The following is a 20,671-nucleotide window of genomic DNA, read 5'->3' on the forward strand; positions in this document are numbered from 1 at the left end:
ACATAATGAAACACGAAAAACTCAACAGTCCATTGTATTTCCTGGATTTCTAGCTACTTTAATCGATTTATTTTTAATCACCAGCCATGCATAAAACAAAAAGGCCTAACACCTTGGTCAGACCTCTTTTTTGAGACAAAATTAGTTATTAAGAGCTTGAGCAGCTGTGATAATCGCTAAATTATAAATGTCTTCAGCACTAGCACCACGAGAAAGATCGTTTACTGGTTTATTAAGACCTTGTAAGATTGGTCCGATAGCTTCGAACATTCCCAAACGTTGGGCAATCTTATATCCAATGTTACCTGCTTGCAAGCCAGGGAAAACAAAGACATTAGCATGTCCTGCTACGTCACTATCTGGAGCCTTAATAGCCGCTGTTGCTGGAACAAATGCTGCATCGAACTGCAACTCCCCATCAATAGCCAAGTCAGGACGCATTTCTTTAGCAATATTTGTTGCTTGAACAACCCTGTCAACTTTTGGCGATTTAGCAGAACCTTTTGTTGAGAAGCTAAGCATGGCCACTTTAGGGTCAATACCAAAAACTTTAGCTGTTTCGGCAGTATTAATTGCAATTTCTGCCAATTCTTGAGCATTTGGTTCAATATTGATAGCACAGTCAGCAAACATCAAGCGATGATCGGTATTTTCACGGTTCATAAGGAAGACACCTGATGTACGAGAAATACCAGGTTTTGTTTTGATAATTTGAAGGGCAGGACGTACCGTATCCGCTGTTGAGTGAATAGCACCTGAAACCATTCCATCAGCCAGACCAAGTTTAACTAACATAACACCAAAATAATTGACATCACGAAGCAACTTTTCCGCATCTTCGATTGTTGCTTTTCCTTTACGGATTTCAACAAATTTTTCCTTCATTTCCTCGAAATCTTCATAGGTTTCAGGATTAATAATTGTATAGTTAAAGTCTGCAAAACCAAGATCGTTCAAGATTTTGTGAACCTCTGCTGGGTCTCCCAAAATAATAGGATCAACCAATCCTTCAAATTTCAAACGGGCTGCTGCACGAACCACACGGTCGTCGTTACCCTCAGGGAAAACAATCTTAATACCCTTCCCTAAAATATGTTCACGAAGTTCACCAAATAGACTACGCATAAAAAAATTCCTCAATCAATCTTTTTTAGTTTGTAAGTTCATGATAACGGTTTCAAAATCATCTGTCAAGGAAGATGCATGGACCATCTCTTTTTTGGTAAAAGGATCAACAAATGAAAGACGGTGACAATGCAAGGCCTGGCGCTCAATACCATAGTCTAGAGAACCACCATAAAGATCATCTCCCAAAAGGGGAAGGCCTAAGTGGGCAAAGTGGACGCGAATCTGGTGAGTACGCCCAGTATGCAAATTGATATCAACCAGTTTAACCCTACCATAATCACCTACCAAACGATAACTAGTGTGGGCATATTTCCCCGACTTATGGACTCGACGTGTGATAATGGAATCCTCATCACGCGCAATCGGTGCAATGATTTCACCCTGCTTCTCAAGTTTGGTGTCACCTTCAACCAAGGCATAGTAATGTTTCTTGATAGACTTCTGTTGTAACTGTTTATCCATACGAGCATGGGCGTAACCATGCTTAGCAAACAGCATGAGACCAGAGGTGTCCTTATCCAAACGTGTCACAATATGCACACGCTGGTTGGGATAATTATTGCTGACAAAATGATGTTTGACAAAATTAGCCATGGTATTATCGTGGTTAACACTTGGAATACTAGCATAGCCATAGGGTTTGTTAATCACCAAGAAGTTATCATCCTCATAGACGATATCCAAGTCAAAAGGAATTGGCTTCAAGGTTTCATGCGGTGCCTCGTCAGGGATTTCAATGGCAACCACATCTCCTTCATGGACAGGATAAGTCGCAAACTGCTCCTCGCCATTGACCCAAATATGACCACCTTCAAACTTAATCTTGGCCAGAAGTCCTTTTGAAATATCATGCTCCTTCAAAAAGGTCTTAACTCGACATGAACGTCCTACGGTAAATTCATATCTCATTCTTCCATGTCTCCAATAAAGGAATCACGTACGCGTTCCCAGAAACTTGTGTGACTGGCACTAGCCACAAAGGAAATCTTACGTTGGTCGATTGAAAATTCTACCTTTTTCACATTACGGTTGGTATAGGTTTTATTATCAACGGATAGAGTGTAGCTTCCCATTCGGGTAGGATAAACAGTAATCTTCTCATGCTTGGGCACAATAAGGGGACTTCCTAAGGTCCGGTACACACGATTATTAAGACTGGCAATCTCTGTCAGTTGCAAGGCTTCAATGGTAGGATGAAGGACCGCACCACCCAGTGATTTATTGTAGGCCGTTGATCCTGTAGGCGTCGACACTGACAACCCATCTCCACGGAAGCTCTCAAACAAGACATCATTAAGGCAAACATCTGCTGCCATGGTTTTCTCATTACGCTTGATGGCTGCTTCATTGAGGGCAATCGACGTAAAAGAACGACCATCAGCCAGGGTCAATTTGACATTCAAAAGAGGGTAAGAAATCTTTGCACCACTATCTTTTCGAAGCGTCTCGATTAATTGATCCACTTCACTGTCCAAATAATCCGTATAAAAGCCTAAATGACCCGTGTGAATCCCTACAAAACGCACACGAGCAAGCTCTTTTTCATACATATGAAAGGCCGATAGCAACATACCATCACCACCAATTGAGATGACCACATCTGGATTTTTCTTGGTCAAATAAAAATCTGGATCATCTCGAAAGGCATTAAAAAGTTTTGAGGCCACACGCCTACTTTGGGGTTTGCCATTGGCAATAATAGCTACCTTCATCTCATCCGAAGAGGTCTTCATCTGTGTCATCACTATTTCCTACACTATCCTTCAAAGTTCTGTTAATTGGATCAAAGAGCAACTGGGCATCTCTAATATCATCACGTATCTTACGCATTTCTTCATCAAGTTCATAAGCCATGCGGGCCGTAGTTTCCAAGCGAAGCTTAATTTCCTCTGGAAAGTTTCCCTGATACTTGTAATTAAGGGAATGTTCAATGGTGGCCCAAAAGTTCATGGCCAAAGTCCTAATCTGAATTTCAGCAAGAATCTCCTTACGACCATCAATGGTATCAACGGGATAAGAGATAATAACATGATAAGAGCGATAACCCGAATGTTTACGGTTTCTGATGTAGTCACGCTCTGAAACAATGGTCATATCACTACGGCGACGAAGCAAGGCCAAAACTTCATCCACATCATCGACAAACTGGACCATGACTCGGAGACCAGCAATATCCTGCATATCTTGAGCCAAATTTTCAACTGAGAGGCCACGAAGGGCTATTTTCTCCTCAATGGAAGCCACTGACTTCACACGTCCCGTCACAAATTCAATAGGCGAGTGACGATTTTGCTTACGAAATTGTTTCCGAATGCCTCGGAGCTTAATTTTGAGCTCACCTACGGCCTGAATATAGGGGTCTAAAAATTGTTCCCAATCCATGGTCAAGATAGGACTCCTCCTTGTCAAAAGCTTTAGTTTTTTATAAAATAAATACAATCTGTTATATTATACCACATTTGAAAGCACAAGGGAGGACACACATGAACCATTTAGAGATAGAGTACAAGACTCTACTCACCAAAGACGAGTACAATCGTTTAGCGATGCTTTTCTCCCATGTGACACCTGTTACGCAAACCAACTACTACATCGACACTCCTCAGAGTGACATGAGAAATAAAAAGTTGTCTTTGCGTATTAGGACACTTCCCACTCATGGTGAGCTGACCTTGAAAATCCCTGAAAAAGTCGGGAACATGGAGTACAACCTTACCATGGACTGTGCGGACGCTAAGGCTTTGACTAAGTCGCTGGACTTCCCTGATTGTCAGATCAAATCCATTCTTCTGGAACGTGGGGTTAAACTAGAGGACCTAACCATCCTCGGACATTTAACCACAACTCGTCGCGAGTACCAAACAAACATCGGTCTCATGGCCCTCGATGTCAATGTCTATGCTGATAAGAAAGATTACGAGCTTGAACTAGAAGTTTCGGATGCTGAGAAAGGTAAAGACGACTTTGATGCCTTCCTTAAAGAAAATAACATTGACTTTAAGTATGCCAAGAGTAAGGTTGCACGCTTTGTAGCTACCCTCAAACGAGACAAAGACTAAAATTTAGACAAGGAGTTGGCTCCTTGTCTTTTTTTTATGTTTAAACACATGCAGCGTTAAATAATACAAGCATTTTATCTCATAAATGACTTCCAGAGGTCTAAAAACGCATACAAAGGAATTTTATCTAGCAAAGGTTCGGTATTTTTCACTAATATCATACTTTGATGGCTGAAATTTCTGCTTCTTTTTGCTAAAATAGAACTATCTGTAGTTTTATTACAATAGCCCTAACTGGGCTTAGCATCTTATTTTTTTAAAGGAGTCACCATCGTCATGGTACATCAAAAAGCAAACCCACAATTGAAATTGTTCTCGCTCAGCTCAAACCCAGAAATTGCTGAAAAAATTGCTGAGGCTACCGGATTGCCACTTGGTAAAGTATCTTCACGTCAATTTTCTGACGGTGAAATCATGATCAACATCGAAGAGTCTGTTCGTGGGGACGATATCTATATCATCCAATCTACAAGCAACCCTGTTAACGACCACCTTTGGGAATTGCTCATCATGATTGATGCCTGCAAACGTGCCAGTGCTAACTCTGTCAACGTGGTTATGCCTTACTTTGGTTATGCACGTCAAGACCGTATCGCTGCTTCACGTGAACCAATCACTGCTAAATTGATTGCCAATATGCTGGTTAAAGCTGGTGTCAATCGTCTCTTGACACTTGACCTTCACGCTGTCCAAGTTCAAGGTTTCTTCGACATCCCAGTAGATAACCTCTTCACAATGCCATTGTTTGCTGAATACTACAACGAAAAAGGATTCACAGGAAGTGATGTTGTCGTTGTTAGCCCTAAAAACTCAGGTGTTAAACGTGCTCGTAGCTTGGCGGAATACCTTGATGCACCAATCGCTATCATTGACTACGCTCAAGATGATTCAGAACGTGAAGAAGGCTACATCATCGGAGAGGTTGAAGGAAAAACAGCAATCTTGGTTGATGACATCCTTAATACTGGTAAAACGTTTGCTGAAGCTGCTAAAATCCTTGAACGTGGTGGCGTTAAAGACATTTATGCAGTTGCTAGTCACGGTCTCTTTGCAGGAGGTGCTGCTGAAGTCCTCAACGCTGCTCCAATTAAAGAAATCTTGGTGACAGATTCAGTTGCGACTAAAGAAAAAGTGCCTACAAACGTTAAATATATTTCAGCAAGTGAGCTAATCGCTAAAGCTACTACTCGTATCTTCGAACGTCAACCACTTAGTCCACTCTTTGCATATACAGCACACGAGGACTAAGCTATGGTTTATTTGGACAATGCAGCAACAACTCCTTTAAATACTGCTGCTATTTCAGCTATGACACATGTTATGACTGAAACCTTTGGGAATCCATCCAGCCTCCATGCTTATGGTCGTCAAGCTTCCAAGGAACTTCGTGAAGCCCGTGAAGAAATGGCCAAACAATTTAAAGTCCCTGCTCGTAAGCTCATTTTCACTTCTGGTGGGACTGAAGGAAACAATACAGCTATCAAAGGTTATGCCCTAGCCAATCAAGCTAAAGGCAAACACCTGATTACAACTGCTATTGAACACCACTCTGTCCTTCACACCATGGCCTACTTGGAAGAGCGTTTTGGTTTTGAAGTAACCTATATTCAACCAGAAAATCAGGTTATTACTGCTCAACAAATTGCAGAGGCCTTACGTGACGATACTATTCTAGTTTCTGTTATGTATGCCAATAACGAGACCGGCCAATTGCTTCCAATCAAGGAAATTGGTGACTTGCTTGCCAATCACCAAGCTGCCTTCCACGTTGATGCCGTTCAGGTAGCAGGAAAACTTCCTATTCACCCAGAGGAACTTGGAGCTGATTTTCTCTCTATTAGTGCCCATAAATTCCATGGACCTAAAGGTGTCGGCCTGCTCTATCATAACGATTTGCATTTTGACAACCTACTCCATGGTGGTGAACAAGAGGAAAAACGTCGTGCCAGCACTGAAAATCTGGTCGGGATTTCAGGTATGACCGCTGCTTACAAACATGCTAGCGACCACTACCAAGACAATTACCAGCATGTTGAAAAGATTCGTCAGGCCTTTCTAGATACCCTTACCATTCCTTATGAAATTAATGGTGGAGGATCTAGCCTACCTCACGTCATCAACATCAGTTTTCCTGGTAAGGAAAATGGCCCTCTCTTAACCTTGTTAGACCTAGCTGGCTTTGCTGTTTCAACGGGTTCTGCTTGTACCGCTGGAACTGTTGACCCTAGCCACGTCATCCAAGCCCTCTATGGCAAGGACTCTGACAAGTTAAAAACAGCCATCCGCATTAGTTTATCAGAGGAAAATACCGCTGAAGAACTCCAAGCTCTAGCAGAAAAACTTAATCAAATCATAGGAGACTAACATGGCATTTGAAAAAAGCATTCATTTGACTGACTGTAAATACCGTTACACCATCAGTCCTAATGTCAAAAAATTCACCCTACGTGATACGACTTTTGTGCAAAATAAAATCGGAAACTACGAGTTGCACCGCCTTCTCGAAAAAGTGCCTAACTCAGGCGAAGGTTTCCCACTTAAAATCACTATTAACAAAGACTTGACTGGTTTCAAATTGTCAATTACAGACAAATCTGGTCTGCGTAACGTTAATATCTTTAAAAATGAAGATCATCACATCTTGCAAGAGAAATTCTATTTCTTGATGCAGAGTTTGGTTGACCGTAATGTTTTCGAGCAAGAAGAAGTCTAAATTTTTTCTTACTACATAGAAAGAGCCTATCCTTGTGATAGGTTTTTTATATCGCCTCATCTACACTATTTTGTTGCAATCTTCACAAACTTTTCTTAAAATATAGGAGAATCATACTAATTAAAGAAAGGAAAGCGATCAATGACATTTGAGAAAAACATCCCAAACGCCACTGCCAAACGTCTCTCTCTCTACTATCGTATTTTCAAACGATTCCATCGTGAAAATATCGATAAAGCAAGCTCTAAACAAATTGCTGAAGCGATTGGGATTGACCCTGCTACTGTTCGTCGTGACTTCTCCTATTTTGGTGAGCTAGGTCGCCGTGGTTTTGGTTATGACGTAAACAAGCTGATGACATTTTTCGCTGAACTCCTAAATGACAATGCGACTACCAAGGTACTCCTCGTAGGTGTTGGGAATGTTGGGCGTGCCCTCCTCCACTACCGTTTTCAAGAGCGTAACCGCATGCAGCTGGTCATGGCTTTTGATACAGACGATAACGAATTGGTTGGAACTCAAACCGAGGACAAGATTCCTATCTATGGGATTTCCCAGATTAAGGACAAGATTGCCCAAGAAGATATCAAAACAGCCATCCTGACAGTGCCATCAGTTAAGGCCCAGGAGGTGGCTGATCTTTTGGTTGATGCCGGAATTGAAGGCATTCTCTGTTTCTCTCCGGTCAACCTCAATCTTCCACGCCATGTGGTAGTCCAATACGTAGACTTGACTAGCGAACTACAAACCCTACTCTATTTCATGAAAGAAGAAGAAAAATCAAGGAGAAACAATGACTAAACCAATTATCGGAATCACTGCCAATGTAAGGCCTAATCCAGCCCATGAAGACATCAACTGGTCCTATGCCCCATCTGGCTTTGTAGAAGGAGTTCAAAGAGCCGGTGGCCTAGCAATCCTACTACCAGTATCCGATCCTTCGGAAGCCAAGAACTACATCTCCATGATTGATAAGCTTATCCTGATCGGTGGGCAAAACGTTGACCCTAAATTCTACAACGAAGAGAACCATGCCAGTGAAGATGACTTCTTCCTCGAACGGGATATCTTTGAAATGGCACTCATCGAGGAAGCCACTAAGCAGAAGAAACCCATCTTTTCAATCTGTCGTGGAACCCAACTCATGAACGTCGCACTAGGTGGTAGCCTCCATCAAGATATTGAGCATCACTGGCAGGACAAGCCGTCTGATTACCTCTACCATGAGATGATTGTTGATGAGAACAGTAAGTTGGCAGAAATCTACGGACGTGAAACCTCTATCAACTCCTTCCACCATCAAAGTATCAAACATTTGGCCTCTGACCTTCGTGTCATTGCGCGTGACCCTGAGGACAACACCGTCGAAGCCGTTGAGTCAAATAGTCCAGACCTTCGTTTCCTTGGTGTACAGTGGCACCCAGAGCTTCTCCTAGACAAACGCGAAGAAGACCTCAAACTCTTTGAATACGTCGTTAACGAACTTTAAAAGCAACTGAGACTGTACTCAGTTGCTTTTCTCTTGTCTTTATCACATTGGTTCAACCTAAAGATCAAAATCCTCCCTCTCCTCACGAAAGGAATAATAGGTTGATTTTCCAACAATCAGATGATCAAGCAGACAAATCCCTAAGTCATCACAGGACCGCTTAATCTTTTGAGTAAAATCAATATCATTACGACTAGGATAGGCTTCCCCCGAAGGATGATTGTGAACCACAATCAAAGACGTTGCCATCAGATGGCAGGCATAATGTAAAATCTCACGTGGCTCAGCAATCGAACGACGGACCCCACCAATAAAGACTGTCTTCTGCTGAATAATACGATTCTGCGTATCCAAATAGATAGCCACCAGATGTTCCTGAGGCTTGTCCCCAATATCCAACATCATACGACGGGCCACCTGCTGACTGGACATAATCTGCTCGGAACGAGCCAACTCAGCCTTCTCAATCCGCTTAGCCAACTCCACCATAGCCTTGAGCTCAATAGACTTCACACGCCCAATACCAGGAATCTTCTGAAGCTCATTCAGGGACAAACGAGACAAATCCGCCAAACTCGTCATCCCTTTCAAAATACGATTGGCCATCGATAGAACCGACTCAGACTTAGTCCCTGTCCGCAGCACTATCGCCAACAACTCCTGATCCGATAAAACCTCTGCTCCCTTTTGTAAAAGCCGCTCACGAGGCAAAAGCCCCGACTCCTCAGCTACAATACTATACATAAGAAAAAACCTCCTACTTACATATTCGTAAGTGGGAGGGGGAAGTTAAACAGCTGAAGATTTTTTTAAACCTAACTTCTTTAACAAGGCTTTTCGATATGCTGAAAATTTACTCTTTAAGGTCAGTGGTTCTGCCACCTGTGACATTTCAATAAGATGAATCTTATACCGTTCTGCAAAAGATATTTCCTCTGAAGCAATAATACGATAATCAATTCCTACATCCCAGGCTTTTCGATAGAAAAGATAAGGGAGAGTATTTTCGTCAAAGTCATAGAAAATATGCTCATCCTTTAGAATAATGTTTTTCAGAAAATCTTTTGACAGCCACATAAAACCTTGAAAAACATGAAGCGAATGATTGATTACTTTTCGACATTCGTTAGTTAATTTAACTGTCTGTTCTTGATTTAAAGTATCAATTGCATCCGTCCAATAGAGTTCTTTTGACAAATCAGCAAAAATAAGTCCAACCTCTGGAAAATGGTCAAAGATTGATACTACCTTCTCTTCATCTGATAGCATATCCACAAGAGCATGTCTTGTAGTTTCATCAACAAGTTTACCTTCATTTCCAAAGGCTTCTGTGTGGAAATGCCCAACAAAGTCATAATCACAAAGCTTAGAAGCCAAGGAAACCAAGGCATGATAATGATTATCAAACCGTTGTGAGATTATATGAAATCTATCTTTATCAAAACTATTTAATAAGGTATTCTCAACTTCATTTTTATCTAAATGACTTGATAAAGTGAAAAAATAGAAAGCAGATAACTTACTATCAAAAAATACTTTCAGTCTCTCAAGGTCGCTAATGTGCACATGGATAGCTATACGATACTTATGCTTGCTTAAGGTTTTAAAAGAAGGGCCAATAATTTTCTCATCTAAAATGACTAAACTGTCAGGGGAATGGTAACGATTTAGATGTGACTTAATTAGTGCTACTGGATATGTTGATAGGTTAGCAAGATAGTCTAAAAGTAACCTTCCCTTTTTTTCATTGTCGGTAAAAGCTTTTAGTTTAATGAATGGTACCTTATGCTCAAGGGTACTTATTGGTCTGTAGTAAGAAAAGTCAGGATGAATTAGATCTTCCGCCTCTGATTCAATGGTATTAAAGACAGCATCATAACGATAACCCGCCTCAGTAAGAACACTGGTAACCCTAGTTTCGTAATTGTCAATAACATCTTGAACATCAGTAAAAGTCTTTATAGAAGTCCAAAATTTCTGAAAGACTTCCGAAGCGACAACATGATTTTTGAAAGATATAAAATAACTTTGCAAATGCTCTTCGAAATATTTGGTCTTTCTAAAATTCGTCATCCCCCAAAAATCAACATTCTGGCGTTGTTCAAAACTTTCAACTAGGTCAGATATATCCCATATAGGGCCAAAGCAAGTATCATTCATGAGTGTAACCGAATCGAAGTCTATTAAATGTTCGAATCCAATATGAGCCATACCATCTCTCCAAGCTGCAAAATCAAAGCCCAGATTCTCTCTCTGGATAACTTCATCTATGCCAAGCTCTTTGAGAGTTAATGTTGCCGATTCCGTTAGTTGACTATTTGAAATCACAATAAGTTTAGAAAAAAGTGGTCGAAGTTGCTCCAATTGGTAGAGCACATGACCACTTAATTCGTCGTACTTATTATAATGAACATACAATAAGAGACGTTTCATTTATTCTTGAATCTCCCATTTTCCATTTCTCTGAACCATTCCGGTTGCAGAATCTTTAGCAGACTTATCATCATCTTCAATATCAGTTCGATTCAAGAGAATAACTGGTGAGTTATCTGAATCAGCAAAAGCAATCATCTGATCCTCTTTATCTCGAACAGAAACCTGAAGCTTAAGCTTAATGTTATTAAGATGGGCAAGACTACATTTATATGTGAGTGTTTTTCTTCCAGAACCACTCGTTTTATTGTCCATGGAATTGTCATTATAAATCCAGATACCACGGTCAATATCTGTCAATGAAAAGGCAATATAGGTCTCAATATCCTCATTGACATCATATGAAATCTCAAATGAAATATCTTGGTCAGGACTGACAATATTGTCATTCAAGAGTTTTACTTGTAAATCAGTGATTTTAGGATTTTCAACAACAACGTCGTCGTTTGAAACCTTTTGACCAGCAGCATTATCAAAACTATATTGGTTAGCAACTTCGTCTGGATCACCAACCACTTTTACCAAACCATGTTCAATTAAAACTGCTTTATTACAGTATTTTTTAACTGCTGACATGTCATGGGTAACTAAGATAGTTGTCTTTCCAGATTGCTTACGTTCCATGAAATAATCATTACACTTACGTTGGAAGGCCTCGTCACCTACGGCTAAGACTTCATCCAAGATAAGGATATCACCTTGAGCCTTGATAGCCACTGAAAAGGCCAGACGAACCTGCATACCACTTGAGTAGTTCTTCAACTTTTGATTCATGAAATCATGGAGTTCAGCAAAGTCTACAATGTCATCATACATGGCATCCACTTCTTCCGTTGAAAAGCCAAGCATAGCACCATTCATATAGACATTCTCACGACCAGTCAATTCGGGGTTAAACCCAACTCCAAGTTCAATGAAAGATACTAACTTACCATCAATTGTAACTTTACCTTTCTCCGGAACATAAATCTCAGAAATAATTTTTAAAAGCGTTGACTTACCAGAACCATTACGTCCAACAATTCCATAGAAATCACCCTTTTCAACTTCAAATGAAATATCTTTTAAGACATGTTGTTCAGTATACCCTTTAATTCCTTTAAAGCGATTGACTAGAGTCGTTCTCAAACTCTGACTCGCCTCAGTTGGTAATTTAAAATACTTACTTACATGATCTACTTTTACAGCAATATTATTTGACATTATAGAATCTCCGCAAATCGTTTAGCATTTCGATTAAAGACAAGGAAACCAATGATAAAAATCACTACAGGAATCGCATAAGGAATAAAAGCAATCAACTTATTGTTAATAATATCCCATCCTCTTGGGTTAACTGGGTCAATGATAAAATGACGCATATCCTGTAAAATCTGAGCGATTGGATTCAACATCATAATCTTTGCAACAAACTCTTGATTTCTTTGAATAAGATAAGTGATTGAGTAGATAATTGGACTTGCATACATACCAGCTTGAAGTACTACTTCCCAAACTGGACCAATATCACGGTATTTAACAAAGAGTGCTGATAAAATAAAAGCAACTCCCATTGCCATCAATAGCACCTCAATAAAGAGAGGAATGATAACCAAAGTATTGAAACCAATCGGAACATGGTTAATCAAGGCAAATACGAAAACAACCACTAGGTTAATCAAGAAATTAATCGCTGCTCCTAGCACAGAAGAGATAACGATTGTTTGCTTTGGAAAGTTAAGCTTACGTAAGAGGTCTCCTCGTGAAACAATGGAAAGCATCCCCATATTGGTAGCCTCTGTAAAGAAGCCCCAAAAAATCATAGCCAAAAGCAAGCCTACTGCATAGTGTGGTGTCCCATCATCAAATCTCAAGAAACGAACAAAGACAAGGTACATAATTGTAAACATCATCAAAGGTTTCAAAATAGACCAAAGATAACCAATGAAAGAACCTTGATAACGCAATTTAAAATCCGTTTTAATCAGTTCCTTAAGTAAAATCCTATTTTTCTGACTAAAGAAATTCATTTAGTCCTCCTTATACATGAATTTTGTCAAAATCAAACTCGTAAATACAAAGGTATGAAAAGCCCTGTTTTTACGATAACCATATGTTTTCAAACGATGATAACGCTCTCTCAACCCTTGATCCATAATAGTCACAAAGTTTTCAACCAACTCCCTACTTTTAGTATCCAGTGGCAAAGAAAGAAGGTTTTCTGCCTGACTCTGACTAGCCTTGATCAACTTCCAGTATTTATTAAATAAAGTCTGAGGTCGAATCCAATTCTGCATACGTTTCCGAAGAGTTCTAGCACCTAAAACATTATCTGCGTGCTGACGGTAAAGCTCTGTTGGCTGATCAATATAGACCAGATGACCAAATGCTGAAGCAAGCAAACCTAAATACCAGTCATGCATCAGAAGCTCATTAGGTTCCTCGCCAGTCCATAATTCGGCTAGAGCATGATTAATTAGCGACACACCTCCAGTAACGGTGTTTTCTGTCATTTCTTGAACCAACTTAGTATTAGCATGGTCAGATTGAGTACGAATCATACTCTCATGAAGCACCTCTAAATCTTGGTTCACAACCTTTAAATCCGTGTATACCAAAAGTGGTTTATCAGATGGGTATCTACTCGCTTCCTCAAGCTGAAGAGATAGCTTATCAGGTAACCAAGTATCATCCTGGTCCGAGAAAAGATAGTAGTCAGATTCTTGATACTTCAAAAGCGTAAAGAAACTCTTTATTACACCTAAATTTTCAGTTTGATCAGGATTGATAAAAGTAATGCGATCATCTTCTAAAGCGAAACGTTTGATAATCTCTCTCGTTTTATCTTTAGAACCATCATCACGAATTAACAAGGTCCAATCAGTATAAGTTTGCTGCTGAATACTTTCAATTTGCTCCGCTAAAAAGTTCTCGCCATTATAAGTAGACATGAGAATAGTTACTTTCATGATAAAAATAGCTCCTCGTATTCACCCACGATTTTTTCCCAGGTGTAATTTTCTTTCATATTTGCTTTAGCAGCATTTCCCAAGTCCTCAAACGACACTTGACCATCTACAGAATCGATAAGCTGAGACAAATTCCCATCCTCTTTATTCCAATACAAGGCAGTCTCTTGAGCAACCTGGTGGTTAAAGTCTACATTATAAATAAGGTTGAGGTCCGTTTGAGCCAAGGCCTCTAATAAGCCCGGATTCGTTCCACCTACTTCGTGTCCATGAATATAAGCAAAGGCTTGGTTGCGAATATACTTAAGCAAATCCTGATCATAGACAGTACCCACAAACTTCACACGTTTATCTTTATCAAATCCTGTAATCTGTCGTAGCTCATCAAAGTAAGCATTTCCTTCATGATTACAGATGATAACAAGATCACGCTCTGTAGAGGACTTCATAAATTCACGAATCGCAATTTCGTAATTGTTTTCAGGAACAAATCGACCCAATATCAAATAGTAATCTTTTTCTTGAGTCTGCCATTTCTGATACCAATCTCGAACAGGGTCATCCTCAGCAGTCAAAGTCGTCTTAGATAAATCAGTTCCATAAGCAATGAAAGTCGTTCTAGCCCACGGATAGGTATTTTGAATATAGGTCTCAATACCTCGGTTATCAGAAATAATTAAGTTCGCATACTTTGTCATCTCTTTTTCAGAGTATTTGAGATAACTTTGAACAGGTTTAGACCACTTAGCACGTTTCCATTCCAAACCGTCAGGATTGACTAGCAAAATCCCACAAACGGACTGAATTTTCTTGGCAAAATGAACAATGAAGGCACCAATGGTATTTCCTAAAATATAGAAAATTGGGGATTGAATTCCCTCTTTTTTAATAAGTTTCAAGCTATAATTGATAGCCATCATATCGTAAGCTATGACACGCGCAGGACCTAGCTTTGGAGGATTGACCGTAAAACAATCCGCACCCTTATAGTCAAAATGGTTGCCAGTACTTTCGTCAGATAAGCAAGCCACGTGATAACGTATAGCAGGTGATACCTTATGAGAAATCAATTTTTCAACAAATGTCTCGAAACCACCATATTGAGCAGGCAAACCTCTACTACCTATGATAAAAATATCCTTCAAAGTTTACCTCCATTCGTCACATCTCTCAAATACACAGAATTATACATAGTAGCTTTTATTATACCATTTTGGAAGGTATTTTGCATGATTGGACAGAAAGAGTAAAACAAAAAGGCCAGTCAAAAACGGCCTTTTCATTCTTAATCATAGATAACGAGATTTTACCTTAATTCATTTTTTTAAGCTGAAATAATTTTTTCACAGCAGATTTTACACTCTTTGTTAGAGCTTTTCGGCTGTTTAAAAAATCGATATCTTTCTGAGTTACTTTTTTATGACGCAATTCATCGCCCTCAATCTTTTCAGTAATATTAGCATAAACACTCTCAAGAGAATATCTCTCTTTTAAACTTGGAACAGCTTGCACTGCTTCAAGTTTCTCTTGGTCAAATCCATCAAGGACCTCTGAAATCATTCTAGTTAAGGCATCCAAATCACCCAAAGGGTAGATATGACCTTGCTCGTTCATATATTCGAAAGCAGATTTATGTCCCGCATTATCTGATAAAATTGTTGGAATACCATTTAAAACAGATTCTACGTAAACGAGACCAAACGTTTCCATACTAGACGGAAAAACAGCTAAATCCTTATCAGTAATCTCTGACCAAGGATCATCTAAATACCCCAAAAATGAGACATTTTTCAAATCGTTCTCTGCGATATAATCATCACAGAGTTGTTTGTAATCCTCATCCCATGCACCTAAAAATACAAGTTCAGTTCCTGCTAAATCAAGCATCTGAAAAGCTTTTATTAACTCAAGCTGATTCTTTCTCTGAGTCAAGCGTCCAACTGAAACGATACGATGTTGATTATTGGATTCAGTTTTTACTCCTTCTTTAGGTTCAATTTGAGTATAAGGTGCGAAGGAATAAATCTTCCTATTTGGAAAACACTTTTCTAAATCCTCGGTCAAAGCTCCTGTGACAGCAAAGATTTCATCAGAAAACGTGTCTATAAAGTCTAGTTTTTCTTTATAGTAACCGAACTCCCCCTCAGGAAATTCATGAATCAACCAAAAATGTTTGACATGCTCAAAAGCTGTAGCAAGTGCTCCTTGAAAAACATTGACTGTATTACTGATAACGAGGTCCACCTTGTTATCTACAATAATATTTCGAATATCTTTGACATTCTTATTATAAGAATTTACTCGCAAAAAATGATTGCCTGGCGAACCACCCGGTGCTTCTTCCCACCACCATTTGACAGCTGAAAGACCGTGGGTTTCAATCCCTGCCTTCTGAAGTTCTATTTGATACTCCTCTTGGGATGGAACTTTATAATCAGGAAAAACGTTTAATACACGATATCCTTTTTTCACAAGAAATTTCATAAGATTGACAATCGAGATTTCAGCACCATTATCTAGAGTTCCTGTTGGAGAAATAAATAAAATTGTTTTAGTCATAAATTATGCAAATACCCCCCAGTAATGGAAAAGAATCAGATACATAGCCACTAAGAAATTAGCAATTAAAGTCAGAGTTGCTATCTTCAATTTTTTCTGTCGAGATAAATCAAGCTTAGCTGTGTTTGCGACTAGTGGCAACAAAAGAATGATAAATGGCGTGAAGTAACGACCTTGAGCACCAACAGATATATTAGCTCCCTGACCAAGAACAACTGGTGTCCACTGCATATACATTACTGTAACAGCAGCTAGAACCTCTAGTAGGAAGAGAATCCAGGATGCATTAGCAAAGTCTTTAGTGAAGAAATCCTTCTTACTTGACAAGAATAAAATTGTAAGAACGATGATATCAATAAATATTAACCACAGTGGCATTTGTAAAGTAAGGTTACCAAGATAACCGAACATTCCAAGTGACAAGATACCATTCAAATTGTCATTCAACTCAGGATTAAAGAGCGTATTACGCAAAACTTCGCCATAATGACGTAGACCGCCCTGATTCTTCATTAAGAATTGCAGAACCACCACGACACCTACTACAAAGAGAAGGTAGAAGACTACTTTATATTTTGAAATAAAGGTCTTAATAGCTTGCACTGGACGATTTAGAAAAGCAAGAACACCTTCAAACTCTAGTGGTACAAACGGAATCAATCCCAACAATAAAACGTTATTTGGCTTAGTTGCTAACAGTAAAATCGCAAGACCTATCACCTGGATAATATTACGATTGGTAAAACGTTTAGAATAGGCAAGATTGGTGATAAAACCGAGAGCCAACATCACTTCCAAATAGTTCATCACATCATAAGAAAGTGACGAAGCTTGCTGAACCATAATAGGTAGCAGCGAAATAAACATTAGGGCTGTTTTCCCATACTTGAAATAACGTATTAAAAAGTAAATTCCTAGTATATAGGCCAGTGCATTAAAGATACGCCCCATATAGATAATCATTCCAACTGTGGGACTAATCCAACTTCCAATCGTCATCCCTATCAGCTGTGGAATAAAGGAGATTGTTTTTAAACTCACACCAAATTGAAAAGGTTCTTTACTCATATCAATCTTTTGAGCAAAAATCTGTTTATATTCCGCTAACTTAACCTTATCATTACTTGGAATCTCATCCATCCATTTAAACGATGTCTCGGTTGGTTTATGGAAGGTCTCCCAAGTCATACGCGCGTGGTTTGTTTCATCTGGCACACGATTAATTGGAAATACAAACATAAATGAGAAAATAAAAATCGTCGCTAAGATGAAAAATAAATTTTCAACTTTTATTTGTTTAATTCTGTTCAAAATAAGTCACCATATCATCTTTCTTGCTTAACGTACAGTTTTCAAGAACAGCCCGATAAGCAGCATCTGCAATTTTCTGTCTTAATTCTGGAGATAAAACCAAGGCTTCAAGCTTGTCAAACCACTGGTCATCAGTAGCTAACAATCCCGTTTCACCATCAACAACCGCATCTGAGAAAGCTCCTATCTTACTTGCTACTGTTGGTACCTTCACCAAGGCAGCTTCAATCCATTTAATTTCAGATTTCGCACGATTAAAGATAGAATCCACAAGCGGTGCCAGGTTAATATCAACCTCACTAATCAAAGCAGGCAATTTGTCCCAGTCCACATAATCGTGAGTTACAATTTGATTTTCAAAGGGCTTCATATCTTGTGGGATATCCAAAATCCCGACAATATGTAATTGGACATTGCTATATTTTGTAAGCAATTGCTTAATAGCTGGTTTAATCAATTCGAAATTCTCATTATGACTAATTGAACCAGAGAAATAACCAACCTTAACAATATCAGATGTTTGAGAATAATCTTTGATATATTGACTACTAATAGCGATTAAGTCATCGGAAGCCAAATTTCGATTAAGTAAAACCTTACTTTGGTACTTATACAACTCCTCTTGCAACTGGTTAGTCGAAGTAATGGCACCATCACAGTTTTCTAGCATATAGCCATAATTTCGAACACCTGCATCATAGTTTCCTTTTTCAACCGAAGTCAACCCTTGCGTATAACTCAATTGATCTGTATAAACCGTATCAAAGACTAAATCATCAATATCAAAGAAGACAGGTTTTCCATATTCCTTAGCCAAATGACAGAGACGCAAAAGTTCAGGTGAGATTGGTGAACGGTAGATAATGATGTGACTAGCGTTTTGAGCCATCGATAGTTGGAAATCAGATAGGTTAACAACTTTGACTGCAAAACCATGCTTACGTAATTGCTCTGCCTTGTTCAAGACACGGTAACGGGTACATTGCGGAATAATATTTTCAACCCCATCAATCAATAGAATATATTGATCACGTGGAACAGCCTTAAATTTATTCACAATATCTTCCAGAATTGACACTGGGTAATCTGTTTCTTCTGCGACAAACTCTAACAAGTCAGGAACTTCTGAATCACGATCCAGACCTTGCCACAAGAACTGGTCTTCATCATAATTTTTCAGAGCCGTATATTTTACCAAAGGACTACCTGCTTTGAGCATCTTAAGCGGGTGGATATACATGGCAGAATCTTCGTATTCTTGCACGACCGCATCGAAACGATAACCCAAATCGGCAAAATGCTTGGTAAAACGTGTCTCATGTCGACCAATAGCCTTATCACGAGAATCTGTATCCGTCAAATGTGCCCAGTACTCATAAAAGTCATCATCGTTTAACATGAGCTTTTCAATAACTAGGAAATAAGATTGAAGATGCTTAGGAATGTAGCCGTAAGGATTCTCTTTAGTAACATCCTCTTGTTCTTCTCCAAAGGAAATCCCCCAGAAATCTAGTTGCTTATCAGCCATTTCCTGGAATACTTGAGACAAATCTCTCATAGGACCAATATTAGTATCATTCACCAAGAGGAGCTGGTCGTAATCTTTAAGCTTATCTTTACCAAAGGCAAAGATTCCTTCTCTAAAGGCTGCAGTATCATATCCCTTGTTATCACGAGTCAGAACACTACCGTAGGTCTCAAGGGTATTAATATCATCATCGTGAAGCTGTCCATTGACAACTACAATAACATCATCTACCAATGGAGCCAAGGCTTGCAAGAAACGTAATTTGTATTCTTGAAGACGAGCTTCAGACTCAAAAATAACATAAACCAACACTTTCTTACCATTATACGACAAGGCAGAGCGTTGACTATTTCTGAGACGTCGTAACTGACGAACCTTAAGTGGTGTCATTCGACGACGTAGCTGTATCACTTTGACTTTTAAAGCTCTTAAATAATTTTTAATCGCTTTTGGATTCTTAGCAATTACTCCTGCTGTCTTTATAGGTGTAATTAGTGCGTTCCCCAAACGATATGACAGCGAACCTCGGATCAGCTCCATCTCTTTATGGGCATCCTTCAATCTCTTAGATTGTGTATACTTTCTTCGTTCAAGTTGATCACGTTCTTTTTTCAAGCGATTAACATAGTCTGTCACTTCATCGTGATGTTTAAGCAAGCTATCCAACCTCTCTTCCAAAACCATGAGGTTATCACAAACTGCCTTGTAAACTTCATGAGGAAGCTTATCAAGATATTTCTCAAGAATATCAAGATAGATTTCATAATGGTAGCGAACGGAGTCACGTCCAGAAATTGACCCTGTTTCAAAGACACGATAATTAAGCTTAGTGCTTGGTTGATATACCGCTTTAGCACTGTTATTAATAATCAAGTTCAATAAAAAGTCATAATCTTCAAGCTTTTTACGATTTAACTTCTCATCATAACGAGTATTTCCAATAATACTTCTACGAATCAAAGAACAATTATCAATAAAACTAGCATTTAGGAAAGCAGTTAAGTCAAATTCACGGCTTTTAAGATAGAACTCTTCTTTTTCTGGGTTAAAAAGATCACAGTACACGATGTCAGCATTTGTTTCCGTCAACTTACTATACAACTGTTCCACATAATCCGTATCGAGGTAGTTATCACTATCTACAAATAGCAAATAATCACCTCTAATAAGCTCGAGTCCTAAATTTCGATTATTTACCACTCCAAGGTTTTCATGAGTTTCAAATTTTGTCTCAAAAGGTGAATCCTTCAAAACCTCTTGGATAATTTGAGTTGAACTATCCGTCGAACCATCATCCAAAACGATTAATTCGATATTAGTATAGGTCTGATTAAAAACACTTCGTAGACACTGCTCAATATACTTTTCATGATTGTAACAAGTCACAACCACTGAGATTAAATTATTCATTTTTCCATCCATTTTGTTTAACAAAATATCAATTAGTACCTAATAACTACTAATATTACTAAGCTTCAAAGATTGACTAAAGTAGTAATCTTT

General features: G+C 38.9%; 19 protein-coding genes. 6 read left to right on the forward strand and 13 right to left on the reverse strand.

All coding sequences use genetic code 11. From position 1 onward, the window contains the following. Nucleotides 1-141: 141 nt before the first annotated feature. From pta to BSR19_RS07590, 4 genes are read right to left on the reverse strand one after another with little or no spacing between them, the layout of a single operon-like run. Nucleotides 142-1,125, reverse strand: a complete 984-nt coding sequence (pta, locus tag BSR19_RS07575) for a phosphate acetyltransferase (RefSeq protein ID WP_037598296.1) — start codon at nucleotides 1,123-1,125, stop codon at nucleotides 142-144. A 15-nt stretch (nucleotides 1,126-1,140) separates the two neighbouring features. Beyond that, nucleotides 1,141-2,037, reverse strand: a complete 897-nt coding sequence (locus BSR19_RS07580) for an RluA family pseudouridine synthase (protein ID WP_002891441.1) — start codon at nucleotides 2,035-2,037, stop codon at nucleotides 1,141-1,143. Further along, nucleotides 2,034-2,870: an NAD kinase gene (locus BSR19_RS07585; protein WP_002884507.1), complete on the reverse strand. Its 837-nt coding sequence runs from the start codon at nucleotides 2,868-2,870 to the stop codon at nucleotides 2,034-2,036. The genes BSR19_RS07580 and BSR19_RS07585 overlap by 4 nt, the downstream gene beginning before the upstream one ends. Next, nucleotides 2,842-3,516, reverse strand: coding sequence for a GTP pyrophosphokinase (locus BSR19_RS07590; RefSeq protein WP_002884702.1), 675 nt, complete (start codon nucleotides 3,514-3,516; stop codon nucleotides 2,842-2,844). Before BSR19_RS07590 ends, BSR19_RS07585 begins: the two co-directional genes overlap by 29 nt. A gap of 95 nt (nucleotides 3,517-3,611) precedes the next feature. On the opposite strand from BSR19_RS07590, the gene BSR19_RS07595 reads away from it, so the two are divergent. From BSR19_RS07595 to BSR19_RS07620, 6 genes are all read left to right on the forward strand, one after another. Continuing rightward, nucleotides 3,612-4,187 carry a CYTH domain-containing protein gene (locus tag BSR19_RS07595; protein WP_022496737.1) on the forward strand — a complete coding sequence of 192 codons (576 nt, stop codon included), beginning with the start codon at nucleotides 3,612-3,614 and terminating at the stop codon, nucleotides 4,185-4,187. A gap of 276 nt (nucleotides 4,188-4,463) precedes the next feature. Further along, nucleotides 4,464-5,435 (forward strand): ribose-phosphate diphosphokinase, encoded by a 972-nt coding sequence (locus BSR19_RS07600; protein ID WP_156246944.1) that lies wholly within the window; start codon nucleotides 4,464-4,466, stop codon nucleotides 5,433-5,435. 3 nt (nucleotides 5,436-5,438) lie between these two features. Continuing rightward, the gene (locus BSR19_RS07605) at nucleotides 5,439-6,551 is read left to right on the forward strand and encodes a cysteine desulfurase family protein (RefSeq protein WP_156246946.1); all 1,113 of its coding nucleotides are present in this window, start codon (nucleotides 5,439-5,441) and stop codon (nucleotides 6,549-6,551) included. A gap of 1 nt (nucleotide 6,552) precedes the next feature. Next, entirely contained in the window at nucleotides 6,553-6,900 is a 348-nt protein-coding gene (locus BSR19_RS07610) for a DUF1831 domain-containing protein (RefSeq protein WP_002884733.1), read from the forward strand. A gap of 141 nt (nucleotides 6,901-7,041) precedes the next feature. Beyond that, complete coding sequence (locus BSR19_RS07615) at nucleotides 7,042-7,701, forward strand: redox-sensing transcriptional repressor Rex (RefSeq protein ID WP_002884205.1); 660 nt, start codon at nucleotides 7,042-7,044, stop codon at nucleotides 7,699-7,701. After that, nucleotides 7,694-8,389: a gamma-glutamyl-gamma-aminobutyrate hydrolase family protein gene (locus BSR19_RS07620; protein ID WP_064524131.1), complete on the forward strand. Its 696-nt coding sequence runs from the start codon at nucleotides 7,694-7,696 to the stop codon at nucleotides 8,387-8,389. Before BSR19_RS07615 ends, BSR19_RS07620 begins: the two co-directional genes overlap by 8 nt. Before the next feature lie 57 nt (nucleotides 8,390-8,446). Here BSR19_RS07620 and radC read toward each other — a convergent pair whose 3' ends face one another. The 9 genes from radC to BSR19_RS07665 all read right to left on the reverse strand — a co-directional run bounded on the left by radC (nucleotide 8,447) and on the right by BSR19_RS07665 (nucleotide 20,578). Next, nucleotides 8,447-9,133: a RadC family protein gene (gene radC / locus BSR19_RS07625; protein WP_156246948.1), complete on the reverse strand. Its 687-nt coding sequence runs from the start codon at nucleotides 9,131-9,133 to the stop codon at nucleotides 8,447-8,449. Between the two features lie 45 nt (nucleotides 9,134-9,178). Then, nucleotides 9,179-10,822 carry a rhamnan synthesis F family protein gene (locus BSR19_RS07630; RefSeq protein WP_155213516.1) on the reverse strand — a complete coding sequence of 548 codons (1,644 nt, stop codon included), beginning with the start codon at nucleotides 10,820-10,822 and terminating at the stop codon, nucleotides 9,179-9,181. Beyond that, on the reverse strand, nucleotides 10,823-12,025 hold the full coding sequence (locus tag BSR19_RS07635) for an ABC transporter ATP-binding protein (protein ID WP_155213515.1): 1,203 nt from the start codon (nucleotides 12,023-12,025) through the stop codon (nucleotides 10,823-10,825). Next, on the reverse strand, nucleotides 12,025-12,831 hold the full coding sequence (locus BSR19_RS07640; protein WP_101799709.1) for an ABC transporter permease: 807 nt from the start codon (nucleotides 12,829-12,831) through the stop codon (nucleotides 12,025-12,027). The genes BSR19_RS07635 and BSR19_RS07640 overlap by 1 nt, the downstream gene beginning before the upstream one ends. Continuing rightward, on the reverse strand, nucleotides 12,832-13,770 hold the full coding sequence (locus BSR19_RS07645; protein ID WP_155213514.1) for a glycosyltransferase family 2 protein: 939 nt from the start codon (nucleotides 13,768-13,770) through the stop codon (nucleotides 12,832-12,834). Further along, the gene (gene cps2T, locus BSR19_RS07650) at nucleotides 13,767-14,915 is read right to left on the reverse strand and encodes a beta 1-4 rhamnosyltransferase Cps2T (protein WP_155213513.1); all 1,149 of its coding nucleotides are present in this window, start codon (nucleotides 14,913-14,915) and stop codon (nucleotides 13,767-13,769) included. Before cps2T ends, BSR19_RS07645 begins: the two co-directional genes overlap by 4 nt. A gap of 166 nt (nucleotides 14,916-15,081) precedes the next feature. Beyond that, a complete protein-coding gene (locus BSR19_RS07655) occupies nucleotides 15,082-16,329 on the reverse strand; it encodes a glycosyltransferase family 4 protein (protein WP_155213512.1) in 1,248 nt (415 codons plus the stop codon). A gap of 3 nt (nucleotides 16,330-16,332) precedes the next feature. Further along, a complete protein-coding gene (locus BSR19_RS07660; RefSeq protein WP_156246949.1) occupies nucleotides 16,333-17,640 on the reverse strand; it encodes a DUF2142 domain-containing protein in 1,308 nt (435 codons plus the stop codon). Continuing rightward, nucleotides 17,627-20,578 (reverse strand): rhamnan synthesis F family protein, encoded by a 2,952-nt coding sequence (locus tag BSR19_RS07665; protein ID WP_197092244.1) that lies wholly within the window; start codon nucleotides 20,576-20,578, stop codon nucleotides 17,627-17,629. The genes BSR19_RS07660 and BSR19_RS07665 overlap by 14 nt, the downstream gene beginning before the upstream one ends. Nucleotides 20,579-20,671: the final 93 nt, after the last annotated feature.

The organism is Streptococcus salivarius, assembly GCF_009738225.1.
Classification (GTDB): Bacteria; Bacillota; Bacilli; order Lactobacillales; family Streptococcaceae; genus Streptococcus.